At 66.3% G+C, this 14,898-nt stretch carries 11 protein-coding genes and 1 pseudogene; 4 read left to right on the top strand and 8 right to left on the bottom strand.

Features of this window, described 5'->3' with window-relative positions:
• The 3 genes and pseudogenes from JW805_03910 to JW805_03900 form a co-directional block, all read right to left on the bottom strand.
• Positions 1 to 207: pseudogene (locus tag JW805_03910) on the bottom strand (diguanylate cyclase).
• A complete protein-coding gene (locus JW805_03905) occupies positions 156 to 1,466 on the bottom strand; it encodes a diguanylate cyclase (GenBank protein ID MBN2971159.1) in 1,311 nt (436 codons plus the stop codon). The pseudogene JW805_03910 and the gene JW805_03905 overlap by 52 nt, the downstream one beginning before the upstream one ends.
• Before the next feature lie 19 nt (positions 1,467 to 1,485).
• On the bottom strand, positions 1,486 to 2,055 hold the full coding sequence (locus JW805_03900; GenBank protein ID MBN2971158.1) for a hypothetical protein: 570 nt from the start codon (positions 2,053 to 2,055) through the stop codon (positions 1,486 to 1,488).
• Between JW805_03900 and JW805_03895 the strand changes: the two genes are divergently transcribed.
• The 4 genes from JW805_03895 (at position 2,045) to JW805_03880 (ending at position 6,905) form a co-directional block, all read left to right on the top strand.
• Positions 2,045 to 2,647 (top strand): hypothetical protein, encoded by a 603-nt coding sequence (locus JW805_03895; protein ID MBN2971157.1) that lies wholly within the window; start codon positions 2,045 to 2,047, stop codon positions 2,645 to 2,647. The two genes, JW805_03900 and JW805_03895, sit on opposite strands and share 11 nt — an antisense overlap.
• A gap of 277 nt (positions 2,648 to 2,924) precedes the next feature.
• A complete protein-coding gene (locus JW805_03890; GenBank protein MBN2971156.1) occupies positions 2,925 to 5,321 on the top strand; it encodes a TonB-dependent receptor in 2,397 nt (798 codons plus the stop codon).
• Between the two features lie 47 nt (positions 5,322 to 5,368).
• Positions 5,369 to 6,670: an MFS transporter gene (locus JW805_03885; protein MBN2971155.1), complete on the top strand. Its 1,302-nt coding sequence runs from the start codon at positions 5,369 to 5,371 to the stop codon at positions 6,668 to 6,670.
• Positions 6,671 to 6,674: 4 nt separating this feature from the next.
• Positions 6,675 to 6,905, top strand: a complete 231-nt coding sequence (locus JW805_03880; protein ID MBN2971154.1) for a hypothetical protein — start codon at positions 6,675 to 6,677, stop codon at positions 6,903 to 6,905.
• Between the two features lie 435 nt (positions 6,906 to 7,340).
• On the opposite strand, the gene JW805_03875 is transcribed toward JW805_03880, so the two are convergent.
• The 5 genes from JW805_03875 to JW805_03855 form a co-directional block, all read right to left on the bottom strand.
• Positions 7,341 to 8,009, bottom strand: a complete 669-nt coding sequence (locus JW805_03875) for a hypothetical protein (protein MBN2971153.1) — start codon at positions 8,007 to 8,009, stop codon at positions 7,341 to 7,343.
• A gap of 438 nt (positions 8,010 to 8,447) precedes the next feature.
• Positions 8,448 to 9,842 (bottom strand): TolC family protein, encoded by a 1,395-nt coding sequence (locus JW805_03870; GenBank protein ID MBN2971152.1) that lies wholly within the window; start codon positions 9,840 to 9,842, stop codon positions 8,448 to 8,450.
• 11 nt (positions 9,843 to 9,853) lie between these two features.
• Positions 9,854 to 13,024, bottom strand: a complete 3,171-nt coding sequence (locus tag JW805_03865; GenBank protein ID MBN2971151.1) for an efflux RND transporter permease subunit — start codon at positions 13,022 to 13,024, stop codon at positions 9,854 to 9,856.
• Between the two features lie 189 nt (positions 13,025 to 13,213).
• Positions 13,214 to 14,464: an efflux RND transporter periplasmic adaptor subunit gene (locus JW805_03860; protein ID MBN2971150.1), complete on the bottom strand. Its 1,251-nt coding sequence runs from the start codon at positions 14,462 to 14,464 to the stop codon at positions 13,214 to 13,216.
• On the bottom strand, positions 14,461 to 14,862 hold the full coding sequence (locus JW805_03855) for a hypothetical protein (GenBank protein MBN2971149.1): 402 nt from the start codon (positions 14,860 to 14,862) through the stop codon (positions 14,461 to 14,463). The genes JW805_03860 and JW805_03855 overlap by 4 nt, the downstream gene beginning before the upstream one ends.
• Between the last annotated feature and the right edge of the window lie 36 nt (positions 14,863 to 14,898).

The raw sequence follows: 14,898 nt of genomic DNA, 5'->3' as shown, positions 1-14,898 counted from the left end.
TCGGCCATCGTGCTTAGCGCGATAGAGCGCCAGATCGGCGTTCTTCGTCAGTGTGACTGGATCCTGCCCGTCCTCGCCGAGGATGGCAATGCCCACGCTCGTGCCCGGTACGATGCGATGCTCGTTGACGATGCAAGGCTCCGCGACGACACGGGTCAACTCGTGCGCGAGCCGATCGAAGGGCCGATGATCCTCAGACAGGACCAGCGCGAACTCGTCCCCCCCAGCCGAGCGACGAAGCCGTCGCCGGCGAAGTCGCTCAGGCGCCGCGCGACATCGCACAGCAAGGCGTCACCGGTCGGGTGACCAAGCGTGTCGTTGACGACCTTGAACTGATCGAGATCGAGACAGAACAGCGCCTGCCGCCGACCGCTGCCGACCCGCGCGAACGCGGTCGTTAGATATTCGCGGAGCAACACCCGATTGGCGAGGCCGGTGAGACCGTCGTGCAGCGCCATATGGGTGATCTGCCGCTCGCGCGCGTCGATATCGTCGACCATCCGGTTGAAGCTGACAGCAAGTGCGCCAAGCTCGTCCTGGGTCGTCACCGCGACCTGGGTGTAGTCGCCCTTCGCAGCCCGTATCGCCGCCGCCTTCAGCGCGATGATCGGTCGCGAGATGCGCCGGGCGAGCAGGAAACTGCCCGCGCCCGCAAGGCCGATGCCGACGATTCCGCAGCCGAGCAGCAACCACAGCATCGGGCGATAATCGGCCAGCGTCTTGGTGACGCTGTGCTGCAACAACAGCATCTGCGGTTCGTCGCTACGGAACGAGGCGATCGGGGAGGCCTGGATTAGCACCCGCTTGCCGGCGACGTCCTGCTCGGTCGCCGCGCCACTGCGTTGGACGGCGCTCAATGTCCCCGCCGGCACGATCCGCGGGGCGAGATCGATCGACGAAAGCCTGCCGAGCCGGGCCATCTCGCGGGCGTCAAGCGCATTGCCGAAGACGACCCAGCCCACGGTAACCGGCACCTTCACCGCCGATGCGGCGGCGTTGAAGCGCGCCGACCCGATCCGCAACACGCCCCGCGTCCGGTCGTTCTCAAGCGCGATCAACAGGTCGCGCGCGTCCCTAGTCGAAATCCGGCCACGATAGCCGACGATCGCGCCATCGACGTCGACGAAGAACGCCTGGTCCAGCCGCAGGCGGTTGCGTAGCGACTCGAGGGCGGAGGCGATCGTCGGCGCATCGTCGGTCGCGACCGCGCTGCGAAACCCGAAGTCGGCGGCAAGCACGGTACTCGCGTCGCCGAGCTGAGCGTAGCGCATCGCAGTGACGCGGTCGAAGACCTTCGCACTCGCCGCCATCTCGTTGCGGATCATACGCTCGGCACTACGACGGATCCCGGCCTGCGCGCCGATCAGGATCAACGCCACCGCGACGGCGAAGAGTGCGCTGTAAAACAGCGTCAGCTTGGCCGACAGCGAACCGCGGATCAACGCGGCGAGAGCCACGAGCGACAAGCGACGTCCCGCCACCGGTTCAGCGCAGCGTTACGGTGATGCGCTTCGCGATGTCCCCGTTGGCGGGGACGTCGAGCGGGAAGGTCGCCTCGTTCTGCTTCGATTTCAGGCGCGGATGCCAGATCGTCAGCACCGCTCTGCCGCCGGTCACGTTCGCAATCCGGGCGTCGCCCGCGGCCGCGGTCTTGTTGGCAAAGGGCGTATCTACGACTCGGACGAACCCCGACATCGCGTCGTGGATGTTGCAGCCGAGCGCGACGGTGCCCGGCGTCGTGAACGTGTAGGTGCGGCTCTGATCCTGGCCGAACAGCTTCAGTTCGAATTTCGCCGGTTTCGAAAAGCTGTAGACGTGATGCCGGACCCTATCCTGGTTCGGAAAGGCGACCGTCGCCCCAGCCGGGACGATCAGCGTCCCCGGATTGAAGGCGATGTTCTTCTGAACCATCGTGTTGGCCCAGGGAAAGCGGATGGGGCCGGCCGGAATGCCGGCAGCGGGATGAATGGTCACGACGGCGTCGGGAACGGGCTGGCCGGTCGCATCGATGACGCGAACGGCGACCGTTCCGGCTTGCGCAGGGTTGGACGCCATCAGCGCGACGGCGACGACGAGCAGAGGTGCGGACTTCGCTCTGCCCGCGTCGCATCGCGTCGACGAAATAGGGCCGGAAGCGGAAGTCGTAGCCGACGAAGCTGTCGCGTTGGCCGGCATTGGAGGCAGACCGGGCGATGCCGGTACGATCGATCGCGTAGAACACGGTGGCGCCCGTCTGCTGGGTCAGCGAGCGCAACGTCTGGTCGAACCGCGCGATCGCGCTCGGCGAGCGATCGACCAGCGTGCCGCGGACGTCGGGGAGTTCGGTCAGCACATAGGGCAGGACGCGAAACTTGCCGACATCGGCGATCAGCGTGCCTGCCTCCAGCGCGGCGCGCCGTTCGGCCTGCTGCCGCGCGGCCGCGATCGCATCGCGCCGCGACGTCGACCCGAACAGTGTCGCGAAGCCCAGCGCCAAGGCACCGATGCCGATCGCCACGACGACCAGGCGCCAACCACCGACTCGAACGATCCACCCCATGAGTCCGATCTACCGGACGTTTCGCAACTTGCCATCCGGATTTCCGGACGCTTGCACCTGCCTGTTGAAGCGGCTTTCCGATATAGTTCAACTAAAGCAATAGTTTGAGCGAAACACCTGCGCGCCTTGTCGGTCGAGCTGCTGACGTGGATCATCCTCCCATAACGCCACGCGGGACACCGCGGGCTGTCAGGAGAGGACGAACACCATGGGGACCCGGCATCCAGCCCGCCTTCACTATCTCTGCACCGCTGCGGCATTGCTTCTACCGACTGGCGCCTTCGCGCAGCAGGTGCCGCCGCCCCCCGCGTCTGCGCAAGATCCGGCTGCAGCCGTACCGGCCGCTGAACCCGCACAGGACGCGGTCTCCGCTCCGGAAATCATCGTGACCGGGTCGCGGTCGCAGGAAGCGCGCAGCAGCGTCGACACGGCCGCACCGGTCGATGTCGTCAATTCCGCCCAGCTGGCGGAAACCGGCCAGGTCGAAGTGGCGCAGATGGTCAACTTCGTCGCGCCGTCGTTCAATTCGGCCAAGCAGACGATCGCCAACGGCACCGACCATATCGATCCCGCCACGCTGCGTGGCCTGGGACCGGACCAGACGCTGCTGCTGTTGAACGGCAAGCGCCAGCACACGACCGCACTGGTCAACGTAAACTCTACGGTCGGTCGCGGGTCGGTCGGCTATGACATGAACGCCATTCCCGCCGCCGCGATCGAGCGGATCGAAGTGCTGCGCGACGGTGCAGCCGCGCAATATGGTTCGGACGCGATCGCGGGCGTCATCAACATCGGCCTGAAGCGGCGCGACCATGGCTTCGAATGGCGCAACCAGGCCGGCATCACCAAGCAAGGCGACGGCGAGCTGTTCCAGTCGAGCCTGAACGCCGGATTCGCGCTGGGCGACGGCGGCTTCCTCAACGCGACGCTCGCCTTCATCAGCCGCGGCTACACCGATCGCTCGGGCGAATATAACAACACGGTCTATCTCGCACCGCTGCCGGCGACACGCTTCCCTGGTTACAGCTTCTCGGTGCCGCTGACCGCGGCCGAAGTGGCTCGCCAGCAGCAGGACAATGCACTCGTCCAGCAGCGCGGCTTCGATCGGTTCAACATGATCGTCGGCAATTCGGCGGCCAAGAGCTATTCGGGCTTCCTCAACGCCGGTGCCCCGATCGGCGACTGGGAAGGTTATGCGTTCGGCGGCTGGACGCACCGCGACGGCCGGGCGGCGGGCTTCTATCGCTATCCGAACAATCCGCGCACCAGCAACCTCAACCTCTTCCCCGACAACTATCTGCCCTTCATCGAGACGGGCATCGACGACTATACCGTGGCCGGCGGCATTCGCCGCGGCGGGAAGGGCGAACTGGTCGTCGACATCAGCACGAAATTCGGCGGGAACGAGATCAGCTTCGACGTCGACAATTCGATCAACGCATCGATGGGCGACCGCACGCCGACTCACTTCTACGCGGGCAAGCTGAAGTTCCAGCAGTTCACCAACAACATCGACCTATCGAAGGGGTTCGACGGGCTGTTCGGCACCCGCACCTTCAACGTCGCCGGCGGTGTCGAACTGCGCTTCGATCGCTACGGCATCGGTGCCGGCCAGCCCGAATCCTACCTCGACTACAATCCGCCGGGCACGCCGGCGGCGCAGGTCAAGGCGTCGGGCGTCCAGGTCTTCGGCGGCTTCCGCCCCGACAACGTCGTGAACCAGACGCGCCGTGCGCTTGGCGTCTACCTTGATCTCGAATCCGATATCACCGACCGGCTGCTTGTCAGCACGGCGGTCCGGTACGAAAATTACAGCGATTTCGGCGGCAACGTGTCGGGCAAGCTGGTTGGCCGCTACAAGCTGACTGAGGCGCTGGCGCTGCGCGGCGGTATCAACCGCGGCTTCCGCGCGCCGTCGCTGCATCAGAGCTTCTTCAGTTCCGTGTCGACCCAGTTCATCACGGTGAACGGCGTCAACCAGCAGCGCGAAGTCAACACGGTGCGCAACGATTCAGATATCGCCCGCCGCCTGGGCGTGCCGGCGCTGAAGCCAGAGACGTCATGGAGCTATTCGGCTGGTGCCACGCTGACGCTGGGCCGCGCGCTCAACCTGACGGTCGATGCTTATCAGATCGACATCCAAGACCGGATCGTCATCTCCGGTCGCTTCAGCAACACCATCCCGGCGCTGGCGCAGTTTTTCGCCGGCACCAATATCACCGAAGCGCAGTTCTTTACGAATGCGATCGACACCCGCACCCGGGGTCTCGACGCGGTGGCGAACAGCATCTTCGACGTCGGATCGGGCAAGCTGACCGCGACGCTGGCGCTGAACCTGAACAAGACCGACATCCGCGGCCCGGTGCGTACGCCAGCACAGCTGTCAGGCTTTGGCGAGACGCTGCTGAATCGGGAGGAACGGGGACGTATCGAGGTCAATCAGCCGCGCAGCAAGCTGATCGGCACGCTGACCTACGAAACCGGCCCGTGGCTCGGCCGCATCGCCGCGACACGCTTCGGCTCGATCACGACGGTGGCGCCGCAGCTGCCCGAACAGGATCAGGCCTTCTCGCCGAAGGTCGTGACCGACGTGTCGATCGCCTATCGCCTGTCACAGGCGGTCGAGTTTCAGGTCGGCGCGAACAACGTGTTCGACGTCTACCCCGACAAGGTCTTCGACCCGCGTCTGACCAACGACGGCACCGTGCCGTACAGCCGGTTCGCGACCCAGTTCGGCTTCAACGGCGCCAGCTACTTCGCAGCGGCCAACTTCAAGTTCTGAAGGAACCGGCGATGTCCTTTTCCCCAACGATCGATCGGCAAATCGTTATGAGTACCCCCGACGCCCCATCCGCCCCGATCTCGCGCGACCGTCTCAAGGCGATCATCGGCGGATCGACCGGCAATCTGGTCGAGTGGTACGACTGGTATGCCTATGCGGCGTTCACGCTCTATTTCGCGCCGCACTTCTTTCCCTCGGACAATCCGACCGCCCAGTTGCTCGGGGCGGCGGCGGTGTTCGCGGTCGGGTTCTTCATGCGACCGCTGGGCGCGTGGATCATGGGCATCTATGCCGATCGCAAGGGGCGCAAGAGTGGTCTCGCCCTGTCGGTGACGCTGATGTGCGCCGGATCGCTGCTGATCGCCGTCGCGCCGACATATCCGTCGGTCGGGCTGCTGGCACCGGCGATACTCGTCCTCGCGCGACTGATGCAGGGCCTGTCGGTCGGTGGCGAATATGGGGCGAGCGCGACCTATCTGTCGGAAATGGCGGGCAAGGACCGCCGCGGTTTCTTCTCGTCGTTCCAATATGTCACGCTGATCGGCGGCCAGCTGACCGCGATCGGCGTGCTGCTGCTGCTTCAGAGCACGATGTCGGAGGCGGCGTTGGAGGCCTGGGGCTGGCGCATCCCGTTCGCCATCGGCGCCGTCCTGGCGGTCGTCGTGTTCTGGATCCGCCGCGGCCTCGCCGAAACCGAGAGCTTCAAGAACGCCAAGTCCACCGACGCGCCAAAATCCGGCATGTTCGCGTTATTCAAGCACCACCCGCGCGAAGCGATGACGGTGATGCTGCTGACCGCGGGCGGCACGCTCGCCTTCTACGCCTACTCGATCTACATGCAGAAATTCCTGGTCAACACGACCGGGCTCAGCCGCGAAGTCGCCGCGCGGATCAACGGCGGCACGCTGTTCATCTTCATGCTGCTCCAGCCCCTCGCCGGCGCGCTGAGCGACCGGATCGGGCGCAAGCCGCTGCTGATCGGGTTCGGCGTGCTGGGCGTGCTGTGCACCTATCCGCTGTTCGCGACGCTGGAGACGACACGCGATCCGACGACCGCATTCTTCCTGGTGCTCGGCGGCCTCGTCATCGTCACCGGCTATACGTCGATCAACGCGGTGGTGAAGGCCGAGCTGTTCCCCGCGCACATTCGCGCACTGGGCGTCGCGCTGCCCTATGCCCTCGCCAATACCCTGTTCGGCGGGACGGCCGAATATGTCGCGCTCAGCTTCAAGAACGCCGGATGGGAGCGTGGCTTCTACTGGTATGTGACGGCGATGATCGCGGTGTCGCTGATTGTCTATACCCGCATGCGCGACACGCGCCAGCACAGTGCGATCGTCGAGGATTGATGCGATGGAACGCCGCCGCCGCAAACCCCGTCACCTTCCCATGGCGACCATCTCGCCTGATGAGTTCGCCAAATACCGACGCCACATCCCCGCCGTCACGAAGGCGGGGGTCATGGCCACCTACCACATCAGTCAGCACAGCTGGTACAAGCTTCGCGACGGAAAACCGGTCAAACAATCCGTCGTCGCGCGGCTGCAACGCCGGTTCGCGCTGATTACCGGAGAAGTGGGATAGAAACGTCTTCGAAAGCCAGCGATGCCTCGTGCCGTTGAGACCTCGTGCCATTATCGAGGTGACCAATCTAACAGTATTTAGAGGTGACTGCGGATCGATTGATTTCAACCGAAAGCAAGCTTGGCTTTCAGTCGACCATCGTAAAGAGGTTCAATTCCTGCCGGTAACGGTCCGAAAGCGGCCGTTACGCTCCACACCACGCGCGGGCGTTCGCCCCTCTGGCCCGCGACATGAACGAACGGCAGGTTGCTGCGCTCGGTCGCCCGGAAGCGGCAAAGCTCTTCCCCCAGTGTCGGTCGCTGAAGACAGTTTTCCAATCACCTGATCGAACGGCCAGTCAAAGCCGCCGCAGGTAGACGCCAACGCGTCTTTCCCAATCGCTCCACGAACATCCGTGAAACGGACCGAGCGACCGACGCCGCTCGGTCCGGACCCTTACATCACCGCGCCGCGCGCATGCGACGACGAGTGGCCGCCGTTGCGATAAAGGACATCCTGCGCTTGCTGACGGTCGATGCCGGTCGCGTCCACCGTGACGAGCACGCCACCATCCTTGAGGCGGTCGCCGTAATATGCCGAGTCTTCATCGCTGACGCCGTGCTTCTTCAACGCCTCGTTGAACGTGCCGGCCGCTGCACCTGCGACCGCGCCGATCGCAACCGCCTCCGGAACCGCCGACGCAGCGATCGCGCCGAGCGCGGCGAGCGGCCCGACACCCGGGATCGCAAGCGCCGCCACACCCAGTCCGGCGCCGAGGGCACCGCCACCAAGGATGCCGCGCAGGATGTTCGTATGCTCCTCATCGGTTATCTCGCCGCCGCCCTCGCGGGTCGTCATCGTCCCTTTCGACTGGGCGATGAGGGACAGACTGGAGTCATTCACGCCAAGCTGGCGCAGTTCGGAGACTGCGCGCTCAGCCTCAGCATTGCTATCGAAGATTGCGGAGACGACGCCACCGCCGCCGGTCTGATGTGACGGGTCGGTGCCGCCCATCGCTCCCGATACGCCACCGCTTCCACCGGTAATGGTGTTCGCCGCCCGGTCGAGGGGACCACGATTGGGATCGTCGAAACCAAACGCGCTATTCTCACCATTGTTGTTCACGGTCACTCTCCTACTACGCTACAGCAGCCATCACGAGCTTGCGGCGCAACCGCCGATGCCTCGCTCGTCTGGCACCCGCTCAATCCGCGGCGGAAAGCATGGTTCAGAATATTGTCATTGATCTGAAGCACCTGGACGGCGGCGGGTGGCAGCTGACTCCGTATCGCCAGCTGAGCCAGAGAGCCTGTAGCACGCGAGGGAACGGTGATCGTCGCGAGTAGATCGTCGCGCGCGGCCGTTGCGTTATCGGGGACTCGTCCCGAGACCGAGCGTCGGCTGACGGTGCTGAAAGTCTGGTTTAGCGCTACGCCCGCGTCGGCCGCCTTGGCGGGACGACGCCAAGCCGCGAGGTCCCCCCTGCCCTCGACAACTTTGAGAGGTCCGTTCGCATTGAACCGACAGTTTCGATCCGCGGCGTCGCCGCCCGGCCATTAAGCCTCAGCTCCACCCGCCGCCCAAGGCCCGGAACAGGTCGATCTGCTGGAGCGCGATCTGGGCGTCGGCCAGAGCCAGTGCAGCCTCGGCATCGGCCGAGGTCCTTTCCGCATCCAGTTGGGCGAGGCTGTCGATCTGACCCTCCCGCTGCTGTGCGCGGGTAATGCGTGCGGCGACCTCGGCCTGATCGCGCGCGGCTTGGAGCGCGGTTCGGCGATCGAGAGCGCGGGCATAGTTGGAGAGCGCGACCTCGGTTTCCTGGAGTGCGGTCAGGACCACGCCGTCGAAGGTCGCCAGTGCGGCCTGACCGTCGGCCTCGGCACCGGCGATGCGCGCGCGCGCCTTGGCTGGATTGACGTTCCAGCTGATGAGGGGGCCCAGCAACCAGTTGAGCGGGCCTGCGCCGAACACATTGCCCAGACCCGTGCCCGTCGAGCCGATCGAGCCGCCCAAGCTGATCCGCGGGTAGAGGTCGGCGGTGGCGACACCGATCCGCGCGGTCGCGGCCGCCAGGCGTCGCTCGGCGGCGCGTACGTCGGGCCGCCGCGCGAGCAGCGCTGCACCGTCGCCGACCGGGATCGGCTGGGCGAGCCGTAGCGTCGCGGTGCGAGCGGCCGCGATCGGCGGCAGCTCCGACGGGGTGCGACCGGTCAGCGTCGCCAGCCGCAACAGCGCGGCCTGGCGCTGCGCGGCCAAGGCGGGGACGTCCGCCTGCCGCTGGTTCCTGAGCGCGGCGATCCGTGCCGTGTCGAGCCCGGTCGTCAGCCCGACCCGCGCACGCGCCTGGGTTACGCGCAGCGACCGATCGAGCAACGCGACGATGCGGGTCGCGACCGCCAGCCGCTCGGCGGCCGATGCCGCATCGGCATAAGCGCGAGTGGTGTCGGCCACGACCGCAACCCGCACCGCATCGACATCGGCCTGCGCCGCACCGACGTCGCCGCGCGCGGCCTCGACGTTGCGCGAGATCCGGCCGAACAGATCGACCTCATACGCGACGTCCAGGCCGGTATCGATCGTCCAGTCTTCGCGCGCGGCGCCCGGCGGACGCTGGATGGCGGACAGCCGGCCGTAAGTGGCGCTGGCGCCCGCACTCGCCTGCGGCTGGCGATCGCCACGCGTCTCGCGCAACGACGCCCGCGCGCGCGCCAACCGCGCGACGGCCACGCGGATGTCGGTGTTGGCGGCCAGGGCGTCCGCGATCAGCCCGTCGAGCACGGGGTCCCGGTAGAGCTGCCACCAATTGTCGTTGTCGGTCGCGGTCGCCGTGACGGCCGGGGTAGTCGTGACGAAGGCCCCTGCAGCAGCTTGTGGGGTCGCCGGGCGTCGATAGTCCGGGCCGACGGCGCAGGCGGCGAGTGCAAGTGCCGAAGCGGAAGCGAGAATGATGCGGATCATGGGGTGACTCCTCATTCGGCCGGCTGCAGCTGCGCCGGCGGTGCCGCACGGCCGCGACGCAGGCGATCGCCCATCGCGCGGCAGACGACGTAGAAGGTGGGGGTGAAGATCAGACCGAAGCCGGTGACGCCGAGCATGCCGAAGAACACTGCGGTGCCCAGCGCCTGGCGCAGTTCCGCGCCCGCCCCGCTGGCAACCAGCAGCGGCACCGCACCCAGTACGAAAGCGAAGCTGGTCATCAGGATCGGGCGCAGACGGTCGCCCGCCGCCCGAACCGCGGCTTCCACCGGCGACAGACCGTCCTGCATCTCCGCCTGCCGCGCGAATTCGACCACCAGGATCGCGTTCTTCGCAGCCAGCGCGATCAGCACGACCAGGCCGATCTGCGTCAGGACGTTATTGTCCATGCCGCGCAAATTCACGCCGATCATCGCGGCGAGAAGGCACATCGGCACGATCATGATGATCGACAGCGGCAGGACCAGGCTTTCATACTGTGCCGCCAGCACGAGGAAGACGAACACGACGGCGAGCGCGAAGACGACCGCGGCAGTGTTTCCCGCCAGCCGCTGCTGGAAGGCGATATCGGTCCACTCCGTGCTGTAGCCGGCCGGCAGCGTCTCCGCCGCCAGCTTCTCCATCGTCACCAGCGACTGGCCCGACGAGAAACCGGGGGCGGTGTTGCCGTCGACTTCGACCGCCGGGAACATGTTGTAGCGCACGACGCGATACGGCCCGGTCTTGTCCTGGAACGTTGCGACCGACCCGATCGGCACCATGCCGCCGGTGTTCGAGCGCGTCTTCAGATTGGCGATATCGGCCTGCGTGCTGCGGAACGGGGCGTCGGCCTGGGCGGTCACGCGATAGGTGCGACCGAGCAGATTGAAGTCGTTGACGAAGGCGGAACCGAGATAGACGTTCAGCGCTTCGAACACGCGTTCGGGCGGCACGCCGAGCAGGTCGGCCTTGGCCCGGTCGATGTCGGCAAAGATCCGCGGGGTCGCGGTGTCGAAGAAGGTATAGGCACCCGCCAGACCCTTTGCCTGATTGGCCTTGGCGATCAGCGCATAGGCTTCGCTGCCCAGCGCCTGATAGCCGTGGCCACCGCGGTCCTGCACCATCATGCGAAAGCCGCCGGCCGCGCCGATACCCTGGATGACGGGCGGCGGGACGATCATCAGCCGGGCTTCGGTGATGTCGGCGGTCACCTTCTGCGCTTCCGCCATGATCTGGCTGACGTGGATGCCCTTGCGATCCTTGAAGTCCTTGAGCGGGATGTAGGCGGCTGCCGCATTGGGCGCGAGCGTCTGCGACGGGCCGTCAAACCCGGCCAGCATCACCGCCCCCTTCACGCCTTCCAGCGGCAGGATGCGGGCCGCGACCTTGCGCATGACGGCATCGGTCCGCTCGACGGAGGCACCGGCAGGCAGCTGGATCACTGTCAGGAAATAGCCCTGGTCCTGCTGCGGGATGAAGCCGGTCGGCGTCGTCCACAGCATGCCGACGGTTGCCGCGATCAGCCCGGCATAGGTGACCATGACCCGCTTCGGCCGCGTGACCAGCGTGTGGGTCAGCCGGCTATAGCGCGCGCTCATCGACTCGAACCCGCGATTGAACCAGTCGCCCGCGGCGCGCACGCGGCGCATGACGAGCCCGCGGTCGCCGTGATCTTCGGCATGATCCTTCAAAAGGATCGCCGCGAGCGCCGGCGATAGCGTCAACGAGACGACCAGCGAGATGATCGTCGCGGTCGAGATCGTTGCGGCGAACTGCTGGTAGAAGGCGCCGGATATGCCGTTCATGAACAGCGTGGGCACGAACACCGCGCACAGCACCGCGACGATCGCGACCAGCGCGCCCGCCACTTCATCCATCGATGTGAAGGCGGCCTGGAGCGGAGTCATGCCGCGCGCGAGATTGCGCTCGACATTTTCGACCACGACGATCGCGTCGTCGACGACGATGCCGATCGCCAGCACCAGCCCGAACAGCGACAGCGTGTTGAGCGAATAGCCGACCATCAGCAGCACGGCGAACGTACCGATCAGCGAAACCGGAATCGCCACCACCGGAATGATCGCCGCGCGCCAGCGCTGGAGGAAGACGATGATGACGAGGACGACCAGCACGATCGCCTCGAGCAGGGTCTTCATCACCTCGTCGATCGACTGGGCGATGAATTCGGTCGGGTTGTAGATGACGCGATATTCGAGGCCCTTGGGAAAGGTCTTCTGCGCGGCGTCCATTTCAGCCGTGATCGCTTCCGCGGCGGCGAGCGCGTTTGACCCCGGGCGCTGGAAGACCCCGAGCAGCACGGTCGGCTCGCCCGACAGATAGGTCTTGGTCGAATAGTCGGCCGCGCCCAGTTCGACCCGTGCGACGTCGCGCACGCGAACCTGGCGACCGTCGGCATCGGTACGGACCACGATATCGGCGAACTGCGCCGGCTCGGTCAGCCGGCCCTGCGTCTCGACGTTGAGCTGAAAGGCGTTGCCCTGGTTATACGGCGGCTGGCCGAGCGTGCCGGCGGCGACCTGGACGTTCTGGGCACGCAACGCCTGGACGATGTCGCCTGCTGTCAGATCGAGCGCAGCGGCGCGGCCCGGGTCGATCCACACACGCATCGCATAGTCGCGCGCACCGAACAGCTGAACGTCACCGACGCCTTCGATCCGCGCCAGGCGATCCTTCACCTGAGTCAGTGCGTAGTTGGAGAGGTATTGCGTATCGAGCGACCGGTCGGGCGACACGAGATTGACGACCATCAGAAAGTCTGGCGTCGTCTTCTTGGTAACCACCCCCAGCCGCTGCACTTCCTGCGGCAGGCGGGGCGTCGCCAGCGCGACACGGTTCTGCACGAGCACCTGCGCAGCATCGAGATCGGTGCCCGGCTTGAAGGTGACGGTGATCGTCACCCGGCCATCGCCGGTCGACTGCGACGACTGGTAGATCATGCCATCGACGCCGTTGATTTCCTGCTCGATCGGCGCCGACACCGTCTCTGCAACCGTTTCGGCCGAGGCACCTGGGTAGGTGGCCGCGACGGTCACCGTCGGCGGCACGATGTTGGGATATTGCGAGACGGGCAGGCCCAGATAGGCAAGACCGCCGACAATCGTGATGACGACTGCGATGACCGCGGCAAAGATCGGCCGCGTGATGAAGAAGCGCGACAGGCGCATGACAGGCCTCCTCGCCCCATTGGGACGACGATGAGAGGGGTAGTGCTACAAATTCCGTTCGTGCTGAGCGTGGCGGGCACCCATCAAGACACTGTTTTGATGGGGCCCTGGCCGAAGCACCGTTCTTCGTGCCGCGAGCTAGGCGGGCGTATCGCGGTACGGCCCTTCGACAGGCTCAGGGCGAACGGATCATTTCGAGGCGAAGGTCGCCTCGCCGCTGGTCGGGGCGGATGGCGGTGCCGCGGCGACCCGCGTCGCCGCGATCCGACCGGGCCGCACGGTCACCTTCGTTCCCGGCATCGCCATCTGCGTACCGCTGACGACGACGCGGTCGTTTGACGCCAGGCCTGTGCGGACGATCCGCAGGCCATCGACGACGGGGCCCAGCGTCACCGGCTTCGCCGCGACGGTGCCGTCCCGCGCCACCGTGAGCACGGTCTTACGTGCCTGGTCGGTCTGGATCGCAGCATCCGGCACCAGCAGCGCCTTCACGCTGCCGCCGTTCGCCAGCCGCATGTTGCCGAACATCCCCGGCGTCAGGAACAGGTCTGGATTGGCAAGCACTGCACGGCCACGCACGGTGCCCGACCGGGGATCGAGCCCGTTGTCGGTAAAGTCCAGCCGTCCCGTCCGGGCGTAGCTCGCTTCGTCCTGCAACCGCACCTCCACGGTCGCGCCCTCCGCACCGGCCCGCTTGGACTTCAGGAATAAGCCCTCGGACGCGTCGAAGGCGAAGTAGATCGGGTCGAGCGCGTTGATCGTGGTCAGCAACGTGCCGTTGGTGTCGCCTGCGGTTACCAGATTGCCCGCGTCGATCCGGCGATCGGAAATGCGGCCCGAAATCGGCGCACGGACCTGGGTGAATTCGACGTCGAGCCGGCGCGCCTGGACGCGGGCCTGGGCGGCGACCAGTGCCGCCTGGGCCGCACGAACGCGGGCCGTCAGCTGGTCGAGATCGCTGCGTGACACCGCGTCTTCCGCGGCGAGACGATTGGCGCGATCGAGGTTCGCCCGAGCCAGGGCCAGATCGCTCGACGCACCGGCAACGCTGGCGCGCGCCTCCGCCAGACCCGCGGCAAAGGGCCGCGGATCGATGGTGAAGAGCAATTGTCCCTTGCGGACGATGGCGCCGTCGGTGAAGTGCACCGCGGTGATCGCGCCCGACACCCGCGGCCGGACCTCGACCGATTTCGAAGCCTCGAACCGGCCGACGTAGTCGTCCCATTCGGTGACATCGCGCAACAGGGGTTGTGCGACCTCGACGGTCGGCGCCGCCATTGCCGCGACCGCGGGCCCTTCGCGGTGCAGGATGCCCCACGTCCCGGCGATGGCGACGACCGGCAGGGCCAGCCAGCCGGCGCGTCGCCAGCGTCCGCGCGGGCGAGCCCCCGCATCCTCGGCGCCATCGGGCGCCGCTTCGATCTTGGTGATCATGTTCATGCGCGTGCTCCCATCCGTGACCGGGCGGCGCCGATGCTCGCGAGCATCAGTTCATACTGATCGCCCGAAAAGCCCGCGCGGAAGAAGGCCTTCACCTCGTGCGCAGGGACGGCGAACCCGCGATGCCAGCTGAGTACCGCCATGCGGCGCAGCGCCTCCAGCCGGGGATCGGCAAGATGTGGGCTGCGGCGGCGCGTGCCGAAGACGGCGCCAAGCGCGACCGACAACCGCCCTGGCGTGTTCAGCGACGAGAGACGATCGCGTCGGGCGAGCGCCACGACCGACCATTCGAGCGCGGAGAGACCCGCGGGTGCGGTCGTGACGGGATCGGCGGTGCCGCCCCCATGGCTGCCGTGCGCGGCAAGCACGGGATCACCCGAGAAATCGACATAGGCCATGAACTGTCCTCCCTTCCTGTTCGACACGCAGCCGGC

Source organism: Roseomonas aeriglobus, from assembly GCA_016937575.1.
Classification (GTDB): domain Bacteria; phylum Pseudomonadota; class Alphaproteobacteria; order Sphingomonadales; family Sphingomonadaceae; genus Sphingomonas; species Sphingomonas aerigloba.
Note: the sequence above shows the minus strand (reverse complement) of the source record. Positions and strands in the feature narration are given on the sequence as shown.

Bases quoted from the DNA above. Each gene is read 5' to 3' on its own strand.
- JW805_03900 (MBN2971158.1), bottom strand. From the start codon at position 2,055: ATGGCGTCCAACCCTGCGCAAGCCGGAACGGTCGCCGTTCGCGTCATC.
- JW805_03885 (MBN2971155.1), top strand. From the start codon at position 5,369: ATGAGTACCCCCGACGCCCCATCCGCCCCGATCTCGCGCGACCGTCTC.
- JW805_03880 (MBN2971154.1), top strand. From the start codon at position 6,675: ATGGAACGCCGCCGCCGCAAACCCCGTCACCTTCCCATGGCGACCATC.
- JW805_03870 (MBN2971152.1), bottom strand. From the start codon at position 9,842: ATGATCCGCATCATTCTCGCTTCCGCTTCGGCACTTGCACTCGCCGCC.
- JW805_03865 (MBN2971151.1), bottom strand. From the start codon at position 13,024: ATGCGCCTGTCGCGCTTCTTCATCACGCGGCCGATCTTTGCCGCGGTC.
- JW805_03860 (MBN2971150.1), bottom strand. From the start codon at position 14,464: ATGAACATGATCACCAAGATCGAAGCGGCGCCCGATGGCGCCGAGGAT.
- JW805_03855 (MBN2971149.1), bottom strand. From the start codon at position 14,862: ATGGCCTATGTCGATTTCTCGGGTGATCCCGTGCTTGCCGCGCACGGC.